The sequence below is a fragment of the Luteimonas sp. e5 genome (genome assembly GCF_054031035.1).
In genome coordinates this window covers 683,565-699,819 of record NZ_JBSTRX010000002.1, presented here as the reverse complement: position 1 = coordinate 699,819, position 16,255 = coordinate 683,565, and the positions used below count along the sequence as shown (strand labels likewise).

The following is a 16,255-nucleotide window of genomic DNA, read 5'->3' as shown; positions in this document are numbered from 1 at the left end:
CGGTTGAAATCGGCGACACCCGCCTCCATCGCATGGGGATATGTCCAGATTCCGTCCGCGCGGCGATGACGCCGCAGCCAGCACCGCCAAGGCGCCGATCAACAGCCTGCGTGCGCTGTGGCCCTATGTCATGCGCCAGCGCGGTCTGCTCGCCGGCTGGCTTGGCGCTCTGGCATTGTCTTCGACCGCCACCCTGACCCTGCCGGTCGCGTTCCGGCAGATGATCGACCATGGCTTTTCCAGCGGCGGCAACATCAACCGCATCTTCGCCCTGGTGTTCGCGGTGGTGCTGGTGCTCGCCTTCGCCACCGCGCTGCGCTTCTTCTTCGTCAGCCTGCTCGGCGAGCGCGTTGTCGCCGACCTGCGCCAGCGCCTGTACACCACTTTGATCGGGCTGGATGCGGAGTTTCACGACCGCAACCGCAGCGGCGAGCTGATTTCGCGTCTGACCGCGGATGCCGAGCTGCTGCGCGGCGTGGTCGGCTCGGGCATGTCGGTGGCCCTGCGCAGCACCATCACCGTGCTCGGCTCGCTGGTGATGCTGTTCGTCACCGCGCCCAAACTCGCCGCCGGCGCCCTGATCGGCATCCCGCTGGCGGTATTGCCGATCATCCTCGGTGGCCGCCGCCTGCAGAAGATGGCCCGCGACAGCCAGGATCGGGTGGCCGATGCCAACACCGCCGCGGCCGAATCACTCGGCGCGATCCGCACCGTGCAGGCACATGTGCGCGAACCGCACGAGCGGCAACGCTTCGGCGAAGCCATCGAACTGGCGGTGGATACCGCACGACGCCGCATCCGCTGGCAGGCCGTGGTCACCGCCAGCGCCATCGTGCTGATCTTCGGCGCGGTGACCCTGGTGCTGTGGAGTGGTGCGCACGACGTGATCGACGGGCGCATGAGCGCCGGCACGCTCGGCCAGTTCGTGTTCTATACGCTGATCGGCGGCGGCTCGGTCGGCGCATTGGCGGAAACCTGGAACGAATTGCAGCGCGCCGCCGGCGGCATGGGCCGGATCGAGGAATTGATGGTGCAGCACCCGCGCATCGCCGCGCCTGCCGCGCCGCGTGCCCTGCCCTCGCCATTGCGTGGCGAAGTCGCGTTCGAGGACGTGACCTTCTATTACCCCGGCCGACCGGACGTGCCGGCGCTGTCGAACTTCAGCCTGCACGTGCGCCCGGGCGAAACCGTGGCCCTGGTCGGGCCGTCCGGTGCCGGCAAGAGCACGGTGCTGTCGCTGCTGCTGCGCTTCTACGACCCCGACCAGGGTGTGATCCGCGTCGACGGCGAGGACCTGCGCGCGCTCGACCCCGCCGATCTGCGCCAGGCCATCGCGCTGGTGCCGCAGGCGCCGACCATCTTCGCCGCCAGCGCCAGCGAGAACATCCGCTATGGCCGGCTGGAGGCCAGTGACGAGGAAGTGGAAATCGCCGCGCGCGCGGCCGAGGCGCTGGACTTCCTGCGCGCGTTGCCGGCCGGCTTCGACGAGCAGCTGGGCGAGCGCGGTGCGCGCCTGTCCGGTGGCCAGCAGCAGCGCATCGCGATCGCGCGCGCGTTGCTCAAGGACGCGCCGGTCCTGTTGCTGGACGAAGCCACCTCGGCGCTGGATGCGCAGAGCGAGCGCGCGGTGCAGACCGCGCTGGAGCACTTGATGGCCGGGCGTACCACGCTGGTCATCGCCCATCGCCTGGCCACCATTCTCAAGGCCGACCGCATCGTGGTGATGGATGGCGGGCGCATCGTCGCCGAAGGTCGGCACGAGGAGTTGCTGGCACAGGGTGGCCTCTACGCCGAACTGGCGCGACTGCAGTTCCTCGATTGAGCCGGCAGAACGGGCGCCTGCCGCGCACGCGCCGACGGCCGACGCGGCATGGGCTCAACCGGCCATCGCGCGCAGGGTCAGGCCCAGCACCCAAGCGGCGACGGTGCCGACCACGTAGCCCATCGCGCCCAGCAATGCACCGATCGGTGCCAGTGCCGGGTGAAAGGCCGAGGCCACCACCGGCGCCGAGGCCGGACCGCCGACATTGCTCTGCGAGCCGATCGCGAAATAGAACAGCGGCACGCGCAGGGCGCGCCCGAGCAGCCACAGCAACACCACGTGCAGGGACAGCCACAACGCGCCGAGCAGGAACAGACCGGGGTTGTCCAGCAGCGCGCCGATTTCCATCTGCATGCCGATCGCGGCGATGAGGAAATACAGCAGCACCGAACCGATGGTCGAAGCGCCCGCCCCGTCCAGCGTTCGCGCACGGGTGAAGCTGAGCGCGAGGCCGGCCAGGGTGCAGATGAAGATGATCCACACGAAGGGCTCGTGCAGGCCCATGCGGCTGGCCCAGGCCATGTTCTGTCCGACCCAGCTCGACCACGGCCCGGCGACCCAGTGCGCAAGGCCGACCACGCCGAAGGCAAGCCCGACGATCAGCATGAAGTCGGTCAGCGTCGGCACCCGCTCGTGCTGCGCACGGTACGCCGCCACCCGCTCCTTGAGATCTTCCAGCGCGGCAGTGTCGGCACCGGAACGCGCATCGATGGTCGCGGCACGCCCGGCAATGAAGATCAGACCGGCCATCCACACGTAGCCGACGGCGACGTCGATCACCGCGAACTGGCCGAAGGTGGTGGCATCGACGTCGAAGATTTCCTTCATCGCCAGCATGTTGGCGCCGCCGCCGATCCAGCTCCCGGCGAGCGCCGCCATGCCGGCCCAGGTATTGCCGGCCATCATTTCCGGCATCAGCGCGCGCATGACGAGGAAGGCGATGATCGCGCCCGCCATGATGCTGAGCGTGGCGCCGAAGTACATCGCCAGCAGCTTCGGTCCGAGCCGCAACACCGCGCGCAGGTCCACGGTCAGCGTCAGCAGCACCAGCGCGGCCGGCAGCAGCACGCGACTGGCGACCGGGTTGTACAGCTTGCTGCCGGCGCCGTCGATCAGGCCGATGCTGTTGTACAGGCCGGGGATGAAATAGCACAGCAGCAGCGGCGGCACGATGGCGTAGAACTTCTTCCAGAAGCCGGCGGGGCGCGAGGCGCTCCAGAAGATCGCACCCAGGGTGGCGGCGATCAGACCGAAGACCACGATGTCGTTGTCGATCAGCGCACCGGGCGGCATGGGGTCGGGCGTGGCTTGCATGGCAGGTTCCGCAGGTTCGGGGATGCTCCGCGCCGGGGATACCGGCGCGGACAGGGTTCACACGATGGAAGGACGCGGCGCCCGCGGGCGCGTAAGGCGCATCATTCGCCGATATGCCGCTTCAGCCAGGCATTGACGGTGTCATGCCATTGCACCGAGTTGTTCGGCTTCAGCACCCAGTGGTTTTCGTCCGGGAAATACAGGAATTGCGAGTCGATGCCGCGGCGCTGCAGGGCGGTGAAGGCGGAGATGCTCTGGTCGATCGGCACGCGGAAGTCGAGGTTTCCGCCGACGATCAGGGTCGGCGTCTTCCACTTGCCGACATGCCGCGCCGGGTTGAAGCGCTCGTAGGCCTCGGGCTTCTCCCACACCGTGCCGCCGAACTCCCATTCGGTGAACCACAGCTCCTCGGTGACCAGACCCATCGAACGGGTATCGAACACGCCGTTGTGGGTGACCAGACACTTGAACGGCGCGCTGCCGTCGCGGTTGAACCAGTTGCCGGCGATCCAGTTGGTCATGTAGCCGCCGTAGCTGGCGCCCAGCGCGCAGGCGCGATCGCCGTCCAGCCAGTCGTACTGCTTCTGCGCCGCGACCCAGCCCTTCTGCAGGTCTTCCAGCGGGCGGTCGCCCCAGTGGCCGGAAATGGCATCGGTGAAGGCTTGGCCGTATCCGGTGGAGCCGTGGAAATCGATCATCACCACTGCATAGCCGGCGCCGGCATAGGTCTGCGGGTTCCAGCGGTAACTCCAGCCGTTGCCGAAGCTGCCCTGCGGACCGCCGTGGATCAGGAACGCGACCGGATAGCGCTTGCCCGGCTGCCAGTTCCACGGCTTGACCACGTAACCGTGCACGGTGTTGCCGCGCCAGCCCTTGAAGTTGAACTGCTCGAAGTCGCCGAAGCGCACCTCCGGCGCCATCTCGCCGGCGCTGCGGCTGGCCGCGGTGACGCCGCTGCCATCGGCATTGGCAACAAACAGCTGGTCGCCAGTCTTCAGCGAGTTGCGGGCGAAGGCGATGCGCCCCTCGCGCACGTCGAAGGCACCGACCGAACCGTCGGCAACCAGCTCGGTGACCTCGCCGCTGGCGATGTCGATCGCGTACAGCGGTCGCTCGCCCATGCTCTGCGCGGTGGCGTACAGGGTCTTGCCGTCGGCGGACAGGGTCAGGCCGTTGACCGAGCGATCCCAGTCGGGCGCGATCTCGCGGGTCTGCCTGCTGGCCAGATCCATCGCCATCGCGGCGTGGCGGTCGGCCTCGAAACCGGGCCGCTTCATCGCCCAGTAGTACAGGGTCTTGCCGTCATGGCTGAACACCGGGCCGGCATCCCAGGCCGGGTTGGCCGCGGTCAGGTTGCGCGCATTGCCGCTGCCATCGGCCGGCACCAGCCAGATGTCGAAATTGGTCGACCACGGCTGCTGCGGGGTCTGCGGGCGGATCGCCAGCGCCAGCTGGCTGCCATCCGGCGACCACGCCAGATCGGACAGATCGCCGAACGGCTTGGCCGGGATGTCGCCTTGCACCTCCGGCGCCAGCAGCGTGCCGGTGCGGGCCGGTGCCTTGCCCAGGTCGGCAATGAACACGCGGTTCATGCGCCCGTCCTTCCAGGTATCCCAATGGCGCACGAACAGGCTCTCGTAGAGCACGCCGCTGGTGCCGCGTTCGCCCTGTGCCTTGAGGCGGTCGGCACTGCAGGCAATGTCTGCCTTGCACTCGGGGAACACCGACAGCGCGAGGGCCACGCGGCGGTTGTCCGGCGACAGCACGAAGCCGTCCACCGCCACCGGCAGCGCGGTCAATTGCTTGGGCGCACCACCGGACAGCGGCATCGAATACAACTGGTTGCTGCCGGACTTGGCGCTGAGGAAATACACGCTCTTGCCATCGGCCGACAGTGCTGGCGAGCTGACGCGGAAATCCGCCGGGGTGACGCGGCGCGGCTCGCCGCCATCGGCCGGGCGCAGCCACAACGCGGTACTGCCGGACAGGGTCTTGGCATCGGTCGCGCGGTGCGCGTACAGCAGCGAGCCGTCCGCCGTCAGCAGCGGCGAGGAATACCGATCCAGCTTGAGCATGTCGCGCACATCGAAGCCGCGCTCGGCGTGGGCGGCCAGCGGCAACGCGGCCAGGAGGGCAAGACTGAGCACGGCGGAACGCAAACGCATCGTGGGATCCCCTTGGGCGATGGAAAGCCCGATGGTAACGCGAGCCGGCGCGGATCGTGCCTGCGGCGAAGCGTCCGCGACCAATCCGCAGCGAAGTCGTATCCCGCACGCGCAGGCGAGCATCGCGTACCTGTCGCCATCACGCCCCACCCGGGTCCGGCGGCGCCCGAAAACGCACAAGCCCCGCGATCGCGGGGCTTGTGGCTGCATGCCGGCTCAGACGCGGCGGATCGGCGCAGGCATCTTGATCCTAGAACGGGATGTCGTCATCGTCATAGCCCTCGCCGCCGAAGTCGGCGGGGGTGGGCTGTGCCGCCGGGGCACGCTGCGGCTCACGCCGCTGCGCCGGCTGCTGGCGCGGGCCGCGTTCCTGCCCGCCACCGGCGTAGCCGCCTTCACCACCGCCGCCGCGACCGCCGAGCATCTGCATCTCGTTGGCGACGATTTCGGTGAAATAGCGCTCCACACCATCCTGTCCGGTGTACTTGTCGTAGCGGATTTCGCCTTCGACATACACCTGGCTGCCCTTGCGCAGGTACTCCCCGGCGATCTCGCCGAGCTTGCCGAAGAAGGTCACCCGATGCCACTGGGTCTGCTCTTGGGTATTGCCGTCGCGGTCCTTGCGCACGCTGGTGGTGGCCAGGCTGATCTTGGTGATCGCCATGCCGCCCTGGGTGTATTTGGTTTCCGGGTCGTTGCCGAGGTTGCCGACCAGAATCGCCTTGTTGATGCCACGTGCCATGTCCTGTCCTTTTGCGGTTGCGTTCTGTCTGGATGCGGCGGCGCAATGCCGCGCGCAGGAACATTGGATTCTAACGCGGGCACCGGCGCCACCGGGCAAGCCCCCGATGGCGGGTAGGAATCCGCCGCGAGCGGACCCGGTGGCCACCTATAATGGCGCGATGCCGCACGCCGCCCCGCCCCTGACCACCGCCCGCGCCACGCTGGCGCTGCACGCCATCCAGCAGCTGGCCGCCGCCGACATGGCCGCGGTGGACGCGCTGATCCGCCGCCGTCTGGCCTCGGACGTGGTGCTGATCAACCAGGTGTCCGAATACATCATCGGTGCCGGCGGCAAGCGCCTGCGGCCGATGCTGCTGCTGCTGGCCGCGCGCGCGCTGGGCCACCAGGGCGCGGATGCGCACCAGCTGGCGGCGGTGATCGAATTCATCCACACCTCCACCTTGCTGCATGACGACGTGGTGGACGAATCCGACCTGCGCCGCGGCCGCTCCACCGCCAACGCGGTATGGGGCAACGCGACCAGCGTGCTGGTCGGCGACTTCCTCTATTCGCGCAGCTTCCAGTTGATGGTGGAACTGGACAACATGGCGGTGCAGCAGATCCTCGCCGACACCACCAACCAGATCGCCGAGGGCGAGGTGCTGCAACTGCTGCACGTGCGCAACCCGGATACCGACGAAACCGCCTACCTGCGGGTGATCGAACGCAAGACCGCGATCCTGTTCGCGGCGGCAACGCGGCTGGGTGCACTGCTGGCCGGTGCCGATGCACCCACCCAGCAGGCGATGCATGACTACGGCCTGCACCTGGGTCATGCCTTCCAGATCGCCGATGACGTGCTCGATTACGCCTCCGATGCCGACACCCTGGGCAAGAACCTGGGCGATGACCTTGCCGAAGGCAAGATGACGCTGCCGCTGATCCACGCGATGAAGCACGCCCCGTCCGCAGTGCGCGAGCGCCTGCGCACGATCGTGGAAACAGGTGACGTGGACGCCTTGCCGGAAGTGATCGCGGCGATCGAAGCGCAGGACTCGCTGGCCTACAGCCGCGCACGTGCCGAAGAGTTCGCGGCCCGCGCCGAAGCCGCACTCGATGACCTGGCCGACAATGAGGCCGTGGCGGCGTTGCGTGGTCTGGCGCGTTACGCGGTGGCGCGCGAAAAATAACGCCGCAGCGCCCGGGTCAGGCGCGCTTGCCGGTCAAATACTCGAGCAGCGCTTGCGCATTGTTGTGCTGCGTGTCGCGCGCCGCATACAGCAGGGTCACGCGGCCCTTGGCCAGCATCGCACGCAGTTCGGCAACGGCCTCCGCGTTCGCGTCCAGTTCGGCGAAGTAGCGTCGGCGCGCCTCATCCCATTTCTCCGGGTCATGTCCGAACCAGTCGCGCAGCTCGTCCGAGGGCGCGATCGCCTTCAACCACGCATCCAGTTTCGCCCGCGCCTTGGACACACCGCGTGGCCACAGCCGGTCGACCAGCACGCGCTGGCCATCGCTCGCCGCCGGTGCCTCGTAGATGCGCTTGATCACGACATCGGCCTGCTTGCCGCGCTGCCCGCTCATCGCTCACGCTCCTGCCGGAAGCCGGCATCACCGTGGATGCCGGCCAGCTTGGCCCATCCCGTGCGCAGGCACGGTGAAAATGCCGCGCGGCGAGGCGGATGTCAGGCGATGCCGAGCCCGGCGATCGCGGCAATGGCATCGGCATCGAAGCCGCCCAGTTCGGCGAAATGCCGGCCGCGCGCGACATAGTCGGAATACGCGCCGAAGCTCGGCGCACCCGGCGAGAGCAGCAGCACGCCCTCCCCGTCCAGCACATGGCGTGCCAATGCCACCGCCTGTTCGAGGTCGCGGGCGGCATGCAGTTCAAACCCGGCCTCGCTGGCGAGGGGAGCCAGCAATGCGTGGATGCGTGGGCCATTGGCGCCATGGGTGACGATGCCGTGCGGCGCGTGCTGGCGCATCGCATCGGCGAACGCCTGCCAGTCCAGCCCGCGGTCATGCCCACCGACCAGCAGCACGACCTTGCGTCCGGCGAACACTTCCAGTGCCGCCAGGCTGGCGTGCGGCGTGGTGCTGATCGAATCGTTGACCCAGGTGATGCCGCCACGCACACCCAGCGTCTGCAAGCGATTGGGCAAGGGGCGGAACTGCGCGGCCGCGGGTGCCAGTGCGGCGCCATCCAGACCCATCGCATCCAGCGCGGTCAGCACCGCACACAGATTGCCGCGGTTGTGCCGCCCGGGCAGCGGCAGCTCCCGCGTATCCATCACCTCCTGGCTGCCGCGCATCAGCAGATCACCCTGCAGGTGCCAGCCTGCGGCATCGCCATACCCGTGCACCTGCGAATCCGGCAGCCGCAGACGGGCCAGCCGCGGATCGGCGTGATTGAGCACCGCGATGCGCGGGCGCGCCTCGGTCAGCAGTGCCAGCTTGTCCTCGACGTAACGCGCCTCGGAGCCGTGCCAATCCAGATGCTCGGGAAACAGATTGGTGATCAGCGCCAGCGTTGGTCGCACACCGCTTTCGGCGACATCGCGGGTCTGGTAGCTCGAAAGCTCGATCACCCATTCCTCGGCATCGTCCTCCAGCAGCTCCAGCAACGGCAGGCCGATGTTGCCGGCCAGCGCGGTGCGACGCCCGGCGCTGCGCAGCAGATGCGCCAGCAGCGCGCTGGTGGTGCTCTTGCCCTTGGTGCCGGTCACGCACCAGGTGCGCTGCTGCGCCCCGCGCTCGGCAAACCACAGGCCACTGCCGCCGATGAAGCGGGTGCCGCCTGCCTGCGCCGCACGCACCGCGTCGGCATACGGGCTGATGCCCGGTGATTTGACCACCACGTCGAACGCGCCGAGTTGCTCGGCAAGCGCCCCGGTTTCGATGCCCAGCAGCGCATCGCCCAGTACGCGCGCCGATCCGGCTTCGGCGGCCGTACAGAACAGGGTCAGCGGCTGCGCCGGCAACCGCCTGCGCAACACGTGATACGCGGCGCGGCCCTCGCGACCCCAGCCCCACAGGGCGACACGGCGGCCCTCAAGCTGCGAAATACGCACCCAGGCGTTCCCACAACGGCGCCGGGATGCGGTGCTCCGCGTCAGGCACCATCAACGCGTCCAGCGACAGGTCATCGGCATCCAGTTGTGGTTGCACTTCACGAATGAAGCGCTGCACCACCGCGTCCTCGCGCCACTCCGGACGCTGCGCCAGCGCCGCCATCGCGGCGCGTGATTCACGCGCCTCGCCCACGCATTCGAACGGCTTGTGGTCACGGAACTCCATCAGTGCATCGAAGCCGGCGACCTGGTCCGGCTCGTCCAGCAGATTGCGGCCGAAGATCGCGGTCAGCCGCGGCTTGGGCATGAACGGCGCCAGCGCGAGGAACACGAAATGGCACTTCGGACACACCCCGCACCAGCGTCCGAGCGGGCGCTCGCCCAGAATGTGGAAATTGCGGTTGCAGCTGGAAAAGTGCGCGTCGTAATGCGTGCTGCGGGCGAACTGCCGCGCCACCGCCAGCTCGCTCAACGGGCGCAGCAGGGAGTAATAGTGCAGATCGGCGGCGACGTGCCGTTGCACATGCTCGCCGAACGCCTGTTCGAACGCCCAGCCCTTCGACCACTGGTGATTGACCTCGCCGGTGCCTTCGATCCGGCTGCCGTAGCTGGCCGAACGTTCGTTGGAGAACACCACCTGATCGGCATCCACCAGCAGCGCCGCCAGTACCAGGATCGCCGAATTGATCGCGGTCACCGGAATGTGCCCGTTCCACGCACCCTGGCGGTTGAACTCGAACAGCTGCGGCGCGAGCTGGCGCTCGATGTTGAGAGTGGGCAGCCCGGTGCGCTCGGCACAGGCGCGGATCAGTTGCGAGCCGCCGATCCAGCACAGCGTCTGTTCAACCCCGGCCACGCGCAGTGCCTCGATCGACACCAGCGAATCCTTGCCACCGCCGATCGCGGTCAGCGCGTGATGACGCAGGTCGAGCGCCGGTGCCGCGTGCGGCGAGGCTTCCTCATGCGGGAAACGGATGCGCCCCTCCAGCTGCAAGCCGTTGCGGTAGGCGAACTCGCCCAGTCCATGGCGGTAGATCTCCTCCATCAGGCGCGCGGTGGCGGCATCCAGCCGCGCACACTCGACCTCGATGCGCTGTGGCACCGCGGCCTTGTAATAGCTGACCCCGGCGATCAGGTGCAGCAGGGTGAGCGCCTGTTCGATGGCGGCGCCGCGCGCGGCGTCGAATGCGAACGGCGCGCCGGGGATGCGCAGGGTTTCGACCAGCTCCGGGCCGTCATCGAAGGCATACACCAGACGCACTTCGCCGCTGGCGGCATCCAGTTCGCGGCGCACGAAGCGGAACGCGCGAATCGCGTCGCGCTCGAATGTCCACTCAGTCATCGATCACCTCTTCGGCGGGCAGCGGCCGCAGGTTGTAATGGCTGGCCATGACGTGGCCATAGGCGCCGGCATCGGCCACCAGCATCACGTCGCCCTCGCGGCTGGCCGCAGGCAGGTCGCGCGCATGGCCGAGCACGTCACCGCTCTCGCACACCGGACCGACCACGTCATGCGGAAGCTCGTTGTCATCATCCAGCCGGCTGAGGTTGCGGATGTCGTGCCAGGCGTCGTACAGCGCCGGGCGCATCAGCGCGTTCATGCCCGCATCCATGCCGATGCGGCGGATGCCGTCCTTCTCCACCACCTGGGTGATGCGTGCCAGCAGCACGCCGCACTGCGCGGCGATGAAGCGGCCGGGCTCGATCACCACCCGATAGCGCGGGAACGCGGACTTGACCTCGGCCAGCGCGCGCGCCCATGCGTCGAGGTCGAACTCGGGCTCGTCCGGCAGGTAGGGAATCGGCAAGCCACCGCCGAGGTTGAGCGTTTCGATGGTGCCGATGCCGTCGGCCAGGGTGGCGAGTTCGGCATGCACCTGCGCCCAGTGCGCGGGACTGTCGATGCCGCTGCCCAGGTGCGCGTGCAGGCCGATGACGGACAGGTCGAGCGTGCGCGCGGTTTCGATGAAGGCCTGCACCCGTGCCAGCGGCAGGCCGAACTTGGACGCGCTGCCGCCGGTCACCACCTTGGCATGGTGGCCGTCGCCGCGACCGAGGTCGACCCGCAGCCAGCACTCGCGGCCGCGGAACACCTCCGGCCAGCGCTGCAGCTGCTCGACATTGTCCAGGGTGACGCGCACGCCATGCTCGAACGCGGCCTGGTATTCCGCGCGCGGCGCAAAGCTCGGGGTGAACAGCAGGCGCGCCGGATCGATGCCCGGCACGCTGGCCAGCACGTGTTCGATCTCCGCCAGCGACACGCATTCCAGACCGAAGCCCAGCGCATGCAGCTCGCGCAGCAATGCCGGATGCGGGTTGGCCTTGATCGCGAAATAGCGCCCGTCCAGGTCGGCGATGGCATTCAGTCGCTGTGCCTGACGACGCAACGTGGGCAGGTGGTAGACGTAACGCGGCGTGCCGCTTTCGGCACAGGCCAACAGGCGCTCGCGCATCGCCGGCTGCTGCCACCAGCGGCGCAGCGGCAGCGCATCACTCGCATCCAGCTGGCGCCAACTGGGCCCGAACACGCCCGCGGCGCGCACCGGCATCGCCCCGCTGCGGATCAGCTCGACATGCAGATGCGGGACCAGCCCATCGGCATCGGCTTCATCGACGACGAAGGTCAGGTTGAGATTGTTCGAGGACTGCGAGATCAGGTGCACGCGCTCGCGGCCGAAGGTGGCCCACACGTCGGAAAGCTTGTCCAGCAGCGAACGCATGCCGAGCCCGACCAGGGTGATCGCGCTGCATGGCGCGATGACCTTGACCCGACACACCTCGGCAAGGTCTTCGGACAGGCGCGAGAGCACGTCGGTGGTGACCAGGTTCTCGCTCGGGTCGAGCGACACGGTGACGTTGGTTTCCGACGAGCCGATCAGGTCCACCGACAGTCCATGGCGCTTGAAGCGCTCGAACACGTCGGCGAGGAAGCCGACCTGCTGCCACATGCCGACCGACTCCATCGACACCAGCACGATGCCGTCGCGGCGGCTGATCGCCTTGACTCCGGGCACGGTCTGCGCGCTGCCCTCGATGCGCGTGCCCGGCAGGTGCGGGCGCGCGGTGTCGAGGATCGCCATCGGCACCCGCGCCTCGCGGCAGGGCGCGATCGCACGCGGATGCAGGACCTTGCCGCCGGTGGTGCTGATTTCCTGTGCCTCGGCATAATCCAGCCGTGCCAGCAGACGCGCTTCGGGCACTTCGCGCGGATTGGCGCTGAACATCCCCGGCACGTCGGTCCAGATCTCGACCCGTTGCGCGCCGAGCAGGGCGCCGAAACAGGCCGCCGAAGTATCCGAACCACCACGACCGAGCACGGCATTGCCGCCATCGGCATGCCGCGCGATGAAGCCCTGGGTCAGCAGCACGCGTCCGCGCTGCGCGTTGAAGCGTTCGCGCCAGGCATCATCGGCGCTGCTGCTGCAACTTGCCGCTAGGTGGCAAGCCCAGTCGCTGGCATTGGGCAGCACCTGCGCATCCAGCCAGTCGCGGGCGTCGCACCAGGCACAGTCCATTCCCTGCGCCTGCAGATAGGCAACCCCCAGGCGCGAAGCCAGCAGTTCGCCATGGGCCAGCACATCGGCTTGCCAGCCGAACGGGCGCGCGCCTGCGCGCGGATCGTTGCCGGTCGCGCGCAAGGCGTCGAGCTGTTCCCCGATCACCGCCTGCGCATCCAGACCGAGCTCTTCGGCCAGCGCGCGGTGACGCACGGTCAACGCTTCGATGCGGCCGGGAATGTCATCACCCGCGGCAATCGCCATCAATTCGTTGGTGACTCCGGCCAATGCCGAAACCACCACCAGCACGCGCGCATCCTGCGCGCGATCGGCGGCGATGCGCGCGATCATGTCCCAGTGCATGCGGCTGGACACACTGGTGCCACCGAACTTCAGCACCAGCCAGGGCAAGGATGATTGAGATTGAGACATTAGAATGACCGGCCGGCCAGACACGCTGGCGAAAGTCCCATTCTAATGAGCAAATCCACCCGCCGTCCGCGCCCCTTCGTGCAAGTCGACGTATTCGCCGACCGTCCCGGCGCGGGCAATCCGCTGGCCGTGGTGCTGGATGCCGAAGGGCTGTCCGATCAGCAGATGCAGGACATCGCACGCTGGACCCGGTTGCCGGAAACCACCTTCGTGCTGCCGCCGGTCGATGCCGACAGCAGTTATCGGCTGCGCATGTTCAGCCCGCGCCGCGAAGTGCCCTTCGCCGGGCATCCGTCGGTCGGCACCGCGCACGTGGTGCTGGAAGCCGGCATTGCCACGCCGGTCGACGGGCAACTGGTGCAGGACGGCATCGCCGGTCGCCTGCCGCTGCGCATCAAGGGCGAGGGCGCGAGCCGCAGCATCGCGATACGCACGCCGCGCGCATCGCTGCTGGAAACCGCCAACGCCGACGATCCGCGCCTGCGCGATGCGCTGGCCGGGCTGCCGCTGGGCGGGTTGCCACCGGCGCTGATGGACGGCGGCCGCCGCTGGTGGCTGGCGGAGCTGGAAAGCGAAGCCGCACTGCGCGCGGCGCAGCCGGACTGGGCCGCGATCAGCCGGCTTGCCGAGGACAGCGGCAGCATGGGCCTGTTCGTATACGCGCGCAGCCATGACCCGGTCTATTACTACGCGGTGCGCGCCTTCGTCGGTGCCCCGTCGCAATTCGAGGATGCCGCCTCGGGCGCTGCGAACGCCACCCTCGCCGCGTGGCTGGCCGCACGCGATGCGCTGCCTGGTGCGGATGGTTTCTACCGCATCAGTCAGGGACGCGAAGTCGGTCATGACGCGATCATCGAACTCCAGGTCGATGACAACGGCGATGTGTGGTCGGGCGGCCGCGTGGTCAGCGTGGTGCACGGCCAGATCGACTGGTACTGACTCACGCTCGGCACGACACGCGCGCCACCCGCCGGGCGAGCTGCGACGGCAGGCACAGGCGCATGCGCAGGTATACGATGCTTACTGCGGGCTGACGTCGACCCGCACCCGGACCCGATCACCCGGGTGGTGATCCATGCGCCGGGTATAGCGGCGGCCGTTGTATTCGTAAGTCACGTCCCAGGCATCGCCCCACCCGGCCTGGCCGTAGCCCGGCTGGCCGCCGGACACCGGGACCGGATCACAGACCGTGACCTGACCGCGGCGACGTTCGCGCTGCGCCTGATCGTAGATGCTGCCCGCGACCTGGCTGCCGACCATCGAGCCGATCGCCGAGGTCGCATAACGGCCACTGCCACCACCGACCTTGCTGCCCAGCACCGCGCCGACCACGCCACCGGCAATGCTGGCCATGGTGCGGCCAGCCTGCGAGCCCGCGCGCTGGCCGCCGGGGTAGCCACCGTAGTAGCCACCATTCGGCTGACCGGGGTAATACGCCCCTTCGGCATGGCCATCATCGCGCGTGTAGCAACGTTGACCCGCATCGCCATACCCGCTGCTGGCATAACCGCCCGCGGGCACGCGCACCGCACTGATCACCCGTGCCCAGTCGTACTGCGCATCCTGCTGCATGCCGCTCGACGGGTACGCCGGCTGCACCGCAGGGCGGTAGCCGCGATTCACCGAAGTGTCGTAACCCAGCAGCAGGCTGCTGGCGTCCTGTGCGCTCGCCGCGCCCGCAGCGAAGCCCAGAGCGATCGCCAACGATGGAATCAAAAGACGCTTCTTCATCATGCAACTCCCCGCGCCTGACCCTGGCGCCTGCCACCACCTTGTGATGCGGGCATTGAAACCGCGCTGAATTCCGCATTCGCGTTGCCCTTCGTTCACCTGTGCCGATCCGCCTGCCCTCGCTGCGAAGGCCGGCCATGGGCAGCAGGCCCGGCAGTTGCAATCGCCCCCTGCCGCACTCCATGACGCGCTGATCCGCGACCACGACCGACCCGCGACCGGCAAACGCGGACGAAAACAGCCGCACAAGGCGAAAAACCCGCAAAAAACCGTGCAAAACCCCTTGGCGCAGGGCGCGGCATGCAATACATTGAGTCGCCGGTCGTTACCGCGCATTACCCAACATCATCCAGAGGAACATGAAACCCATGGCCATGAAGAAAGCTGCTGCGCCGAAAAAGGCCGCGCCGAAGAAGGCGGCTGCCAAGACGATGAAGCCGATCACCGAGCCGATGACCAAGTCCGCGCTGGTGACGCACATCGCCGAACACGCCGAAGTCGCCGCCAAGGACGTCAGGAACGTGCTCGCCGCGCTGGAGAACACCATCCAGGCATCGATGCACAAGAAGGGTGCGGGCAGCTTCACCCTGCCGGGCATGTTCAAGATCACCTCGACCAAGGTGCCGGCCAAGCCGCGCCGCAAGGGCATCAACCCCTTCACCAAGGAAGAGCAGTGGTTCGCCGCCAAGCCGGCTTCGGTCAAGGTCAAGGTGCGTCCGCTGAAGAAGCTCAAGGACGCCGCCAGCTGATCGCGGGCGACATCACCTGATGCACGAACCGGGGCCGGCGACGGCCCCGGTTTTTTTGTGTCCCGGACAAGGCACCACGCACGTCGTCGAGGAGGCGGCTTCATTCCCGCCACACGCACATGCGCGATGCTGGACGCCCGTTCCGGCACATGACGAATGCATGCCCCGACACCGACGCACCCCGCGCTTGCCGTTGTGGCCGCTGGTCCTGCTGCTGCTCGTTGCAGGCGGCCTGTGGAGCGCGCGCCAGCCGTGGGCGTTGGCGCTGTGCGAAGCGTGGCGCCTTTCGCGGCTGCCGCCGCCGGCGAGCCTGCCGGTACCGGTCGAAGGCGTCGCGGCACGGCGCATCGCCGACACCTGGGGCGCGGCCCGCAGTGGCGGACGCCGGCATGAGGGGGTGGACATCTTCGCCGCACGCGGCACGCCGGTGCGCAGCAGCACCCGCGGCCTTGTCATCGACTTGCGCGAGAGTGGCCTGGGTGGGCGCCAGGTGTGGGTGCTGGGCCCGGGTGGCGAGCGCCACTACTACGCGCACCTGGACGATTTCGCACCCGGCATCCGGCGCTTCGACTTGCTGCAGCCCGGCACCCTGCTCGGCTACGTCGGCGACAGCGGCAATGCGCGCGGCACGCCACCGCACCTGCATTACGGCATTTACCGCACAGATGGTGCCTACAACCCGTGGCCGCTGCTGCAGGCCGAGGGCCCGAATGAATGAAGCCTGCGTGCATCAACGCCGTCTTCGCGCGGC

General features: G+C 68.2%; 13 protein-coding genes. 5 read left to right on the top strand and 8 right to left on the bottom strand.

All coding sequences use genetic code 11. The features are described 5' to 3' along the window. The first annotated feature begins 40 nt into the window (after positions 1-40). Positions 41-1,822, top strand: a complete 1,782-nt coding sequence (locus ACW11F_RS08765) for an ABC transporter transmembrane domain-containing protein (RefSeq protein ID WP_456996469.1) — start codon at positions 41-43, stop codon at positions 1,820-1,822. Between the two features lie 54 nt (positions 1,823-1,876). Here ACW11F_RS08765 and ACW11F_RS08760 read toward each other — a convergent pair whose 3' ends face one another. The 3 genes from ACW11F_RS08760 to ssb form a co-directional block, all read right to left on the bottom strand. After that, entirely contained in the window at positions 1,877-3,115 is a 1,239-nt protein-coding gene (locus tag ACW11F_RS08760) for a DUF819 family protein (RefSeq protein WP_456996586.1), read from the bottom strand. A 122-nt stretch (positions 3,116-3,237) separates the two neighbouring features. After that, the gene (locus tag ACW11F_RS08755; RefSeq protein ID WP_456996468.1) at positions 3,238-5,301 is read right to left on the bottom strand and encodes a prolyl oligopeptidase family serine peptidase; all 2,064 of its coding nucleotides are present in this window, start codon (positions 5,299-5,301) and stop codon (positions 3,238-3,240) included. 250 nt (positions 5,302-5,551) lie between these two features. Beyond that, complete coding sequence (gene ssb, locus ACW11F_RS08750; RefSeq protein ID WP_456996467.1) at positions 5,552-6,043, bottom strand: single-stranded DNA-binding protein; 492 nt, start codon at positions 6,041-6,043, stop codon at positions 5,552-5,554. Between the two features lie 160 nt (positions 6,044-6,203). Between ssb and ACW11F_RS08745 the strand changes: the two genes are divergently transcribed. After that, positions 6,204-7,214 (top strand): polyprenyl synthetase family protein, encoded by a 1,011-nt coding sequence (locus ACW11F_RS08745; protein ID WP_456996466.1) that lies wholly within the window; start codon positions 6,204-6,206, stop codon positions 7,212-7,214. Between the two features lie 16 nt (positions 7,215-7,230). Here ACW11F_RS08745 and ACW11F_RS08740 read toward each other — a convergent pair whose 3' ends face one another. The 4 genes from ACW11F_RS08740 to ACW11F_RS08725 form a co-directional block, all read right to left on the bottom strand. Continuing rightward, on the bottom strand, positions 7,231-7,608 hold the full coding sequence (locus ACW11F_RS08740; RefSeq protein ID WP_456996465.1) for a DUF488 domain-containing protein: 378 nt from the start codon (positions 7,606-7,608) through the stop codon (positions 7,231-7,233). Positions 7,609-7,709: 101 nt separating this feature from the next. Next, entirely contained in the window at positions 7,710-9,095 is a 1,386-nt protein-coding gene (murD, locus tag ACW11F_RS08735; RefSeq protein WP_456996464.1) for a UDP-N-acetylmuramoyl-L-alanine--D-glutamate ligase, read from the bottom strand. Next, positions 9,076-10,437 carry a UDP-N-acetyl-alpha-D-muramoyl-L-alanyl-L-glutamate epimerase gene (murL, locus tag ACW11F_RS08730; RefSeq protein WP_456996462.1) on the bottom strand — a complete coding sequence of 454 codons (1,362 nt, stop codon included), beginning with the start codon at positions 10,435-10,437 and terminating at the stop codon, positions 9,076-9,078. Before murL ends, murD begins: the two co-directional genes overlap by 20 nt. Beyond that, positions 10,430-13,024, bottom strand: a complete 2,595-nt coding sequence (locus ACW11F_RS08725; RefSeq protein ID WP_456996461.1) for a bifunctional aspartate kinase/diaminopimelate decarboxylase — start codon at positions 13,022-13,024, stop codon at positions 10,430-10,432. Before ACW11F_RS08725 ends, murL begins: the two co-directional genes overlap by 8 nt. A 45-nt stretch (positions 13,025-13,069) precedes the next feature. Here ACW11F_RS08725 and ACW11F_RS08720 point away from each other — a divergent pair, with 45 nt between their 5' ends. Further along, positions 13,070-13,963, top strand: coding sequence for a PhzF family phenazine biosynthesis protein (locus ACW11F_RS08720; RefSeq protein WP_456996460.1), 894 nt, complete (start codon positions 13,070-13,072; stop codon positions 13,961-13,963). 81 nt (positions 13,964-14,044) lie between these two features. On the opposite strand, the gene ACW11F_RS08715 is transcribed toward ACW11F_RS08720, so the two are convergent. After that, a complete protein-coding gene (locus tag ACW11F_RS08715) occupies positions 14,045-14,755 on the bottom strand; it encodes a glycine zipper 2TM domain-containing protein (protein WP_456996459.1) in 711 nt (236 codons plus the stop codon). 374 nt (positions 14,756-15,129) lie between these two features. Here ACW11F_RS08715 and ACW11F_RS08710 point away from each other — a divergent pair, with 374 nt between their 5' ends. Together ACW11F_RS08710 and ACW11F_RS08705 are read left to right on the top strand one after the other, a co-directional pair. Then, on the top strand, positions 15,130-15,504 hold the full coding sequence (locus tag ACW11F_RS08710) for an HU family DNA-binding protein (RefSeq protein WP_456996458.1): 375 nt from the start codon (positions 15,130-15,132) through the stop codon (positions 15,502-15,504). 160 nt (positions 15,505-15,664) lie between these two features. Next, positions 15,665-16,222, top strand: coding sequence for a M23 family metallopeptidase (locus ACW11F_RS08705; RefSeq protein WP_456996457.1), 558 nt, complete (start codon positions 15,665-15,667; stop codon positions 16,220-16,222). The last annotated feature ends 33 nt before the right edge of the window (positions 16,223-16,255 follow it).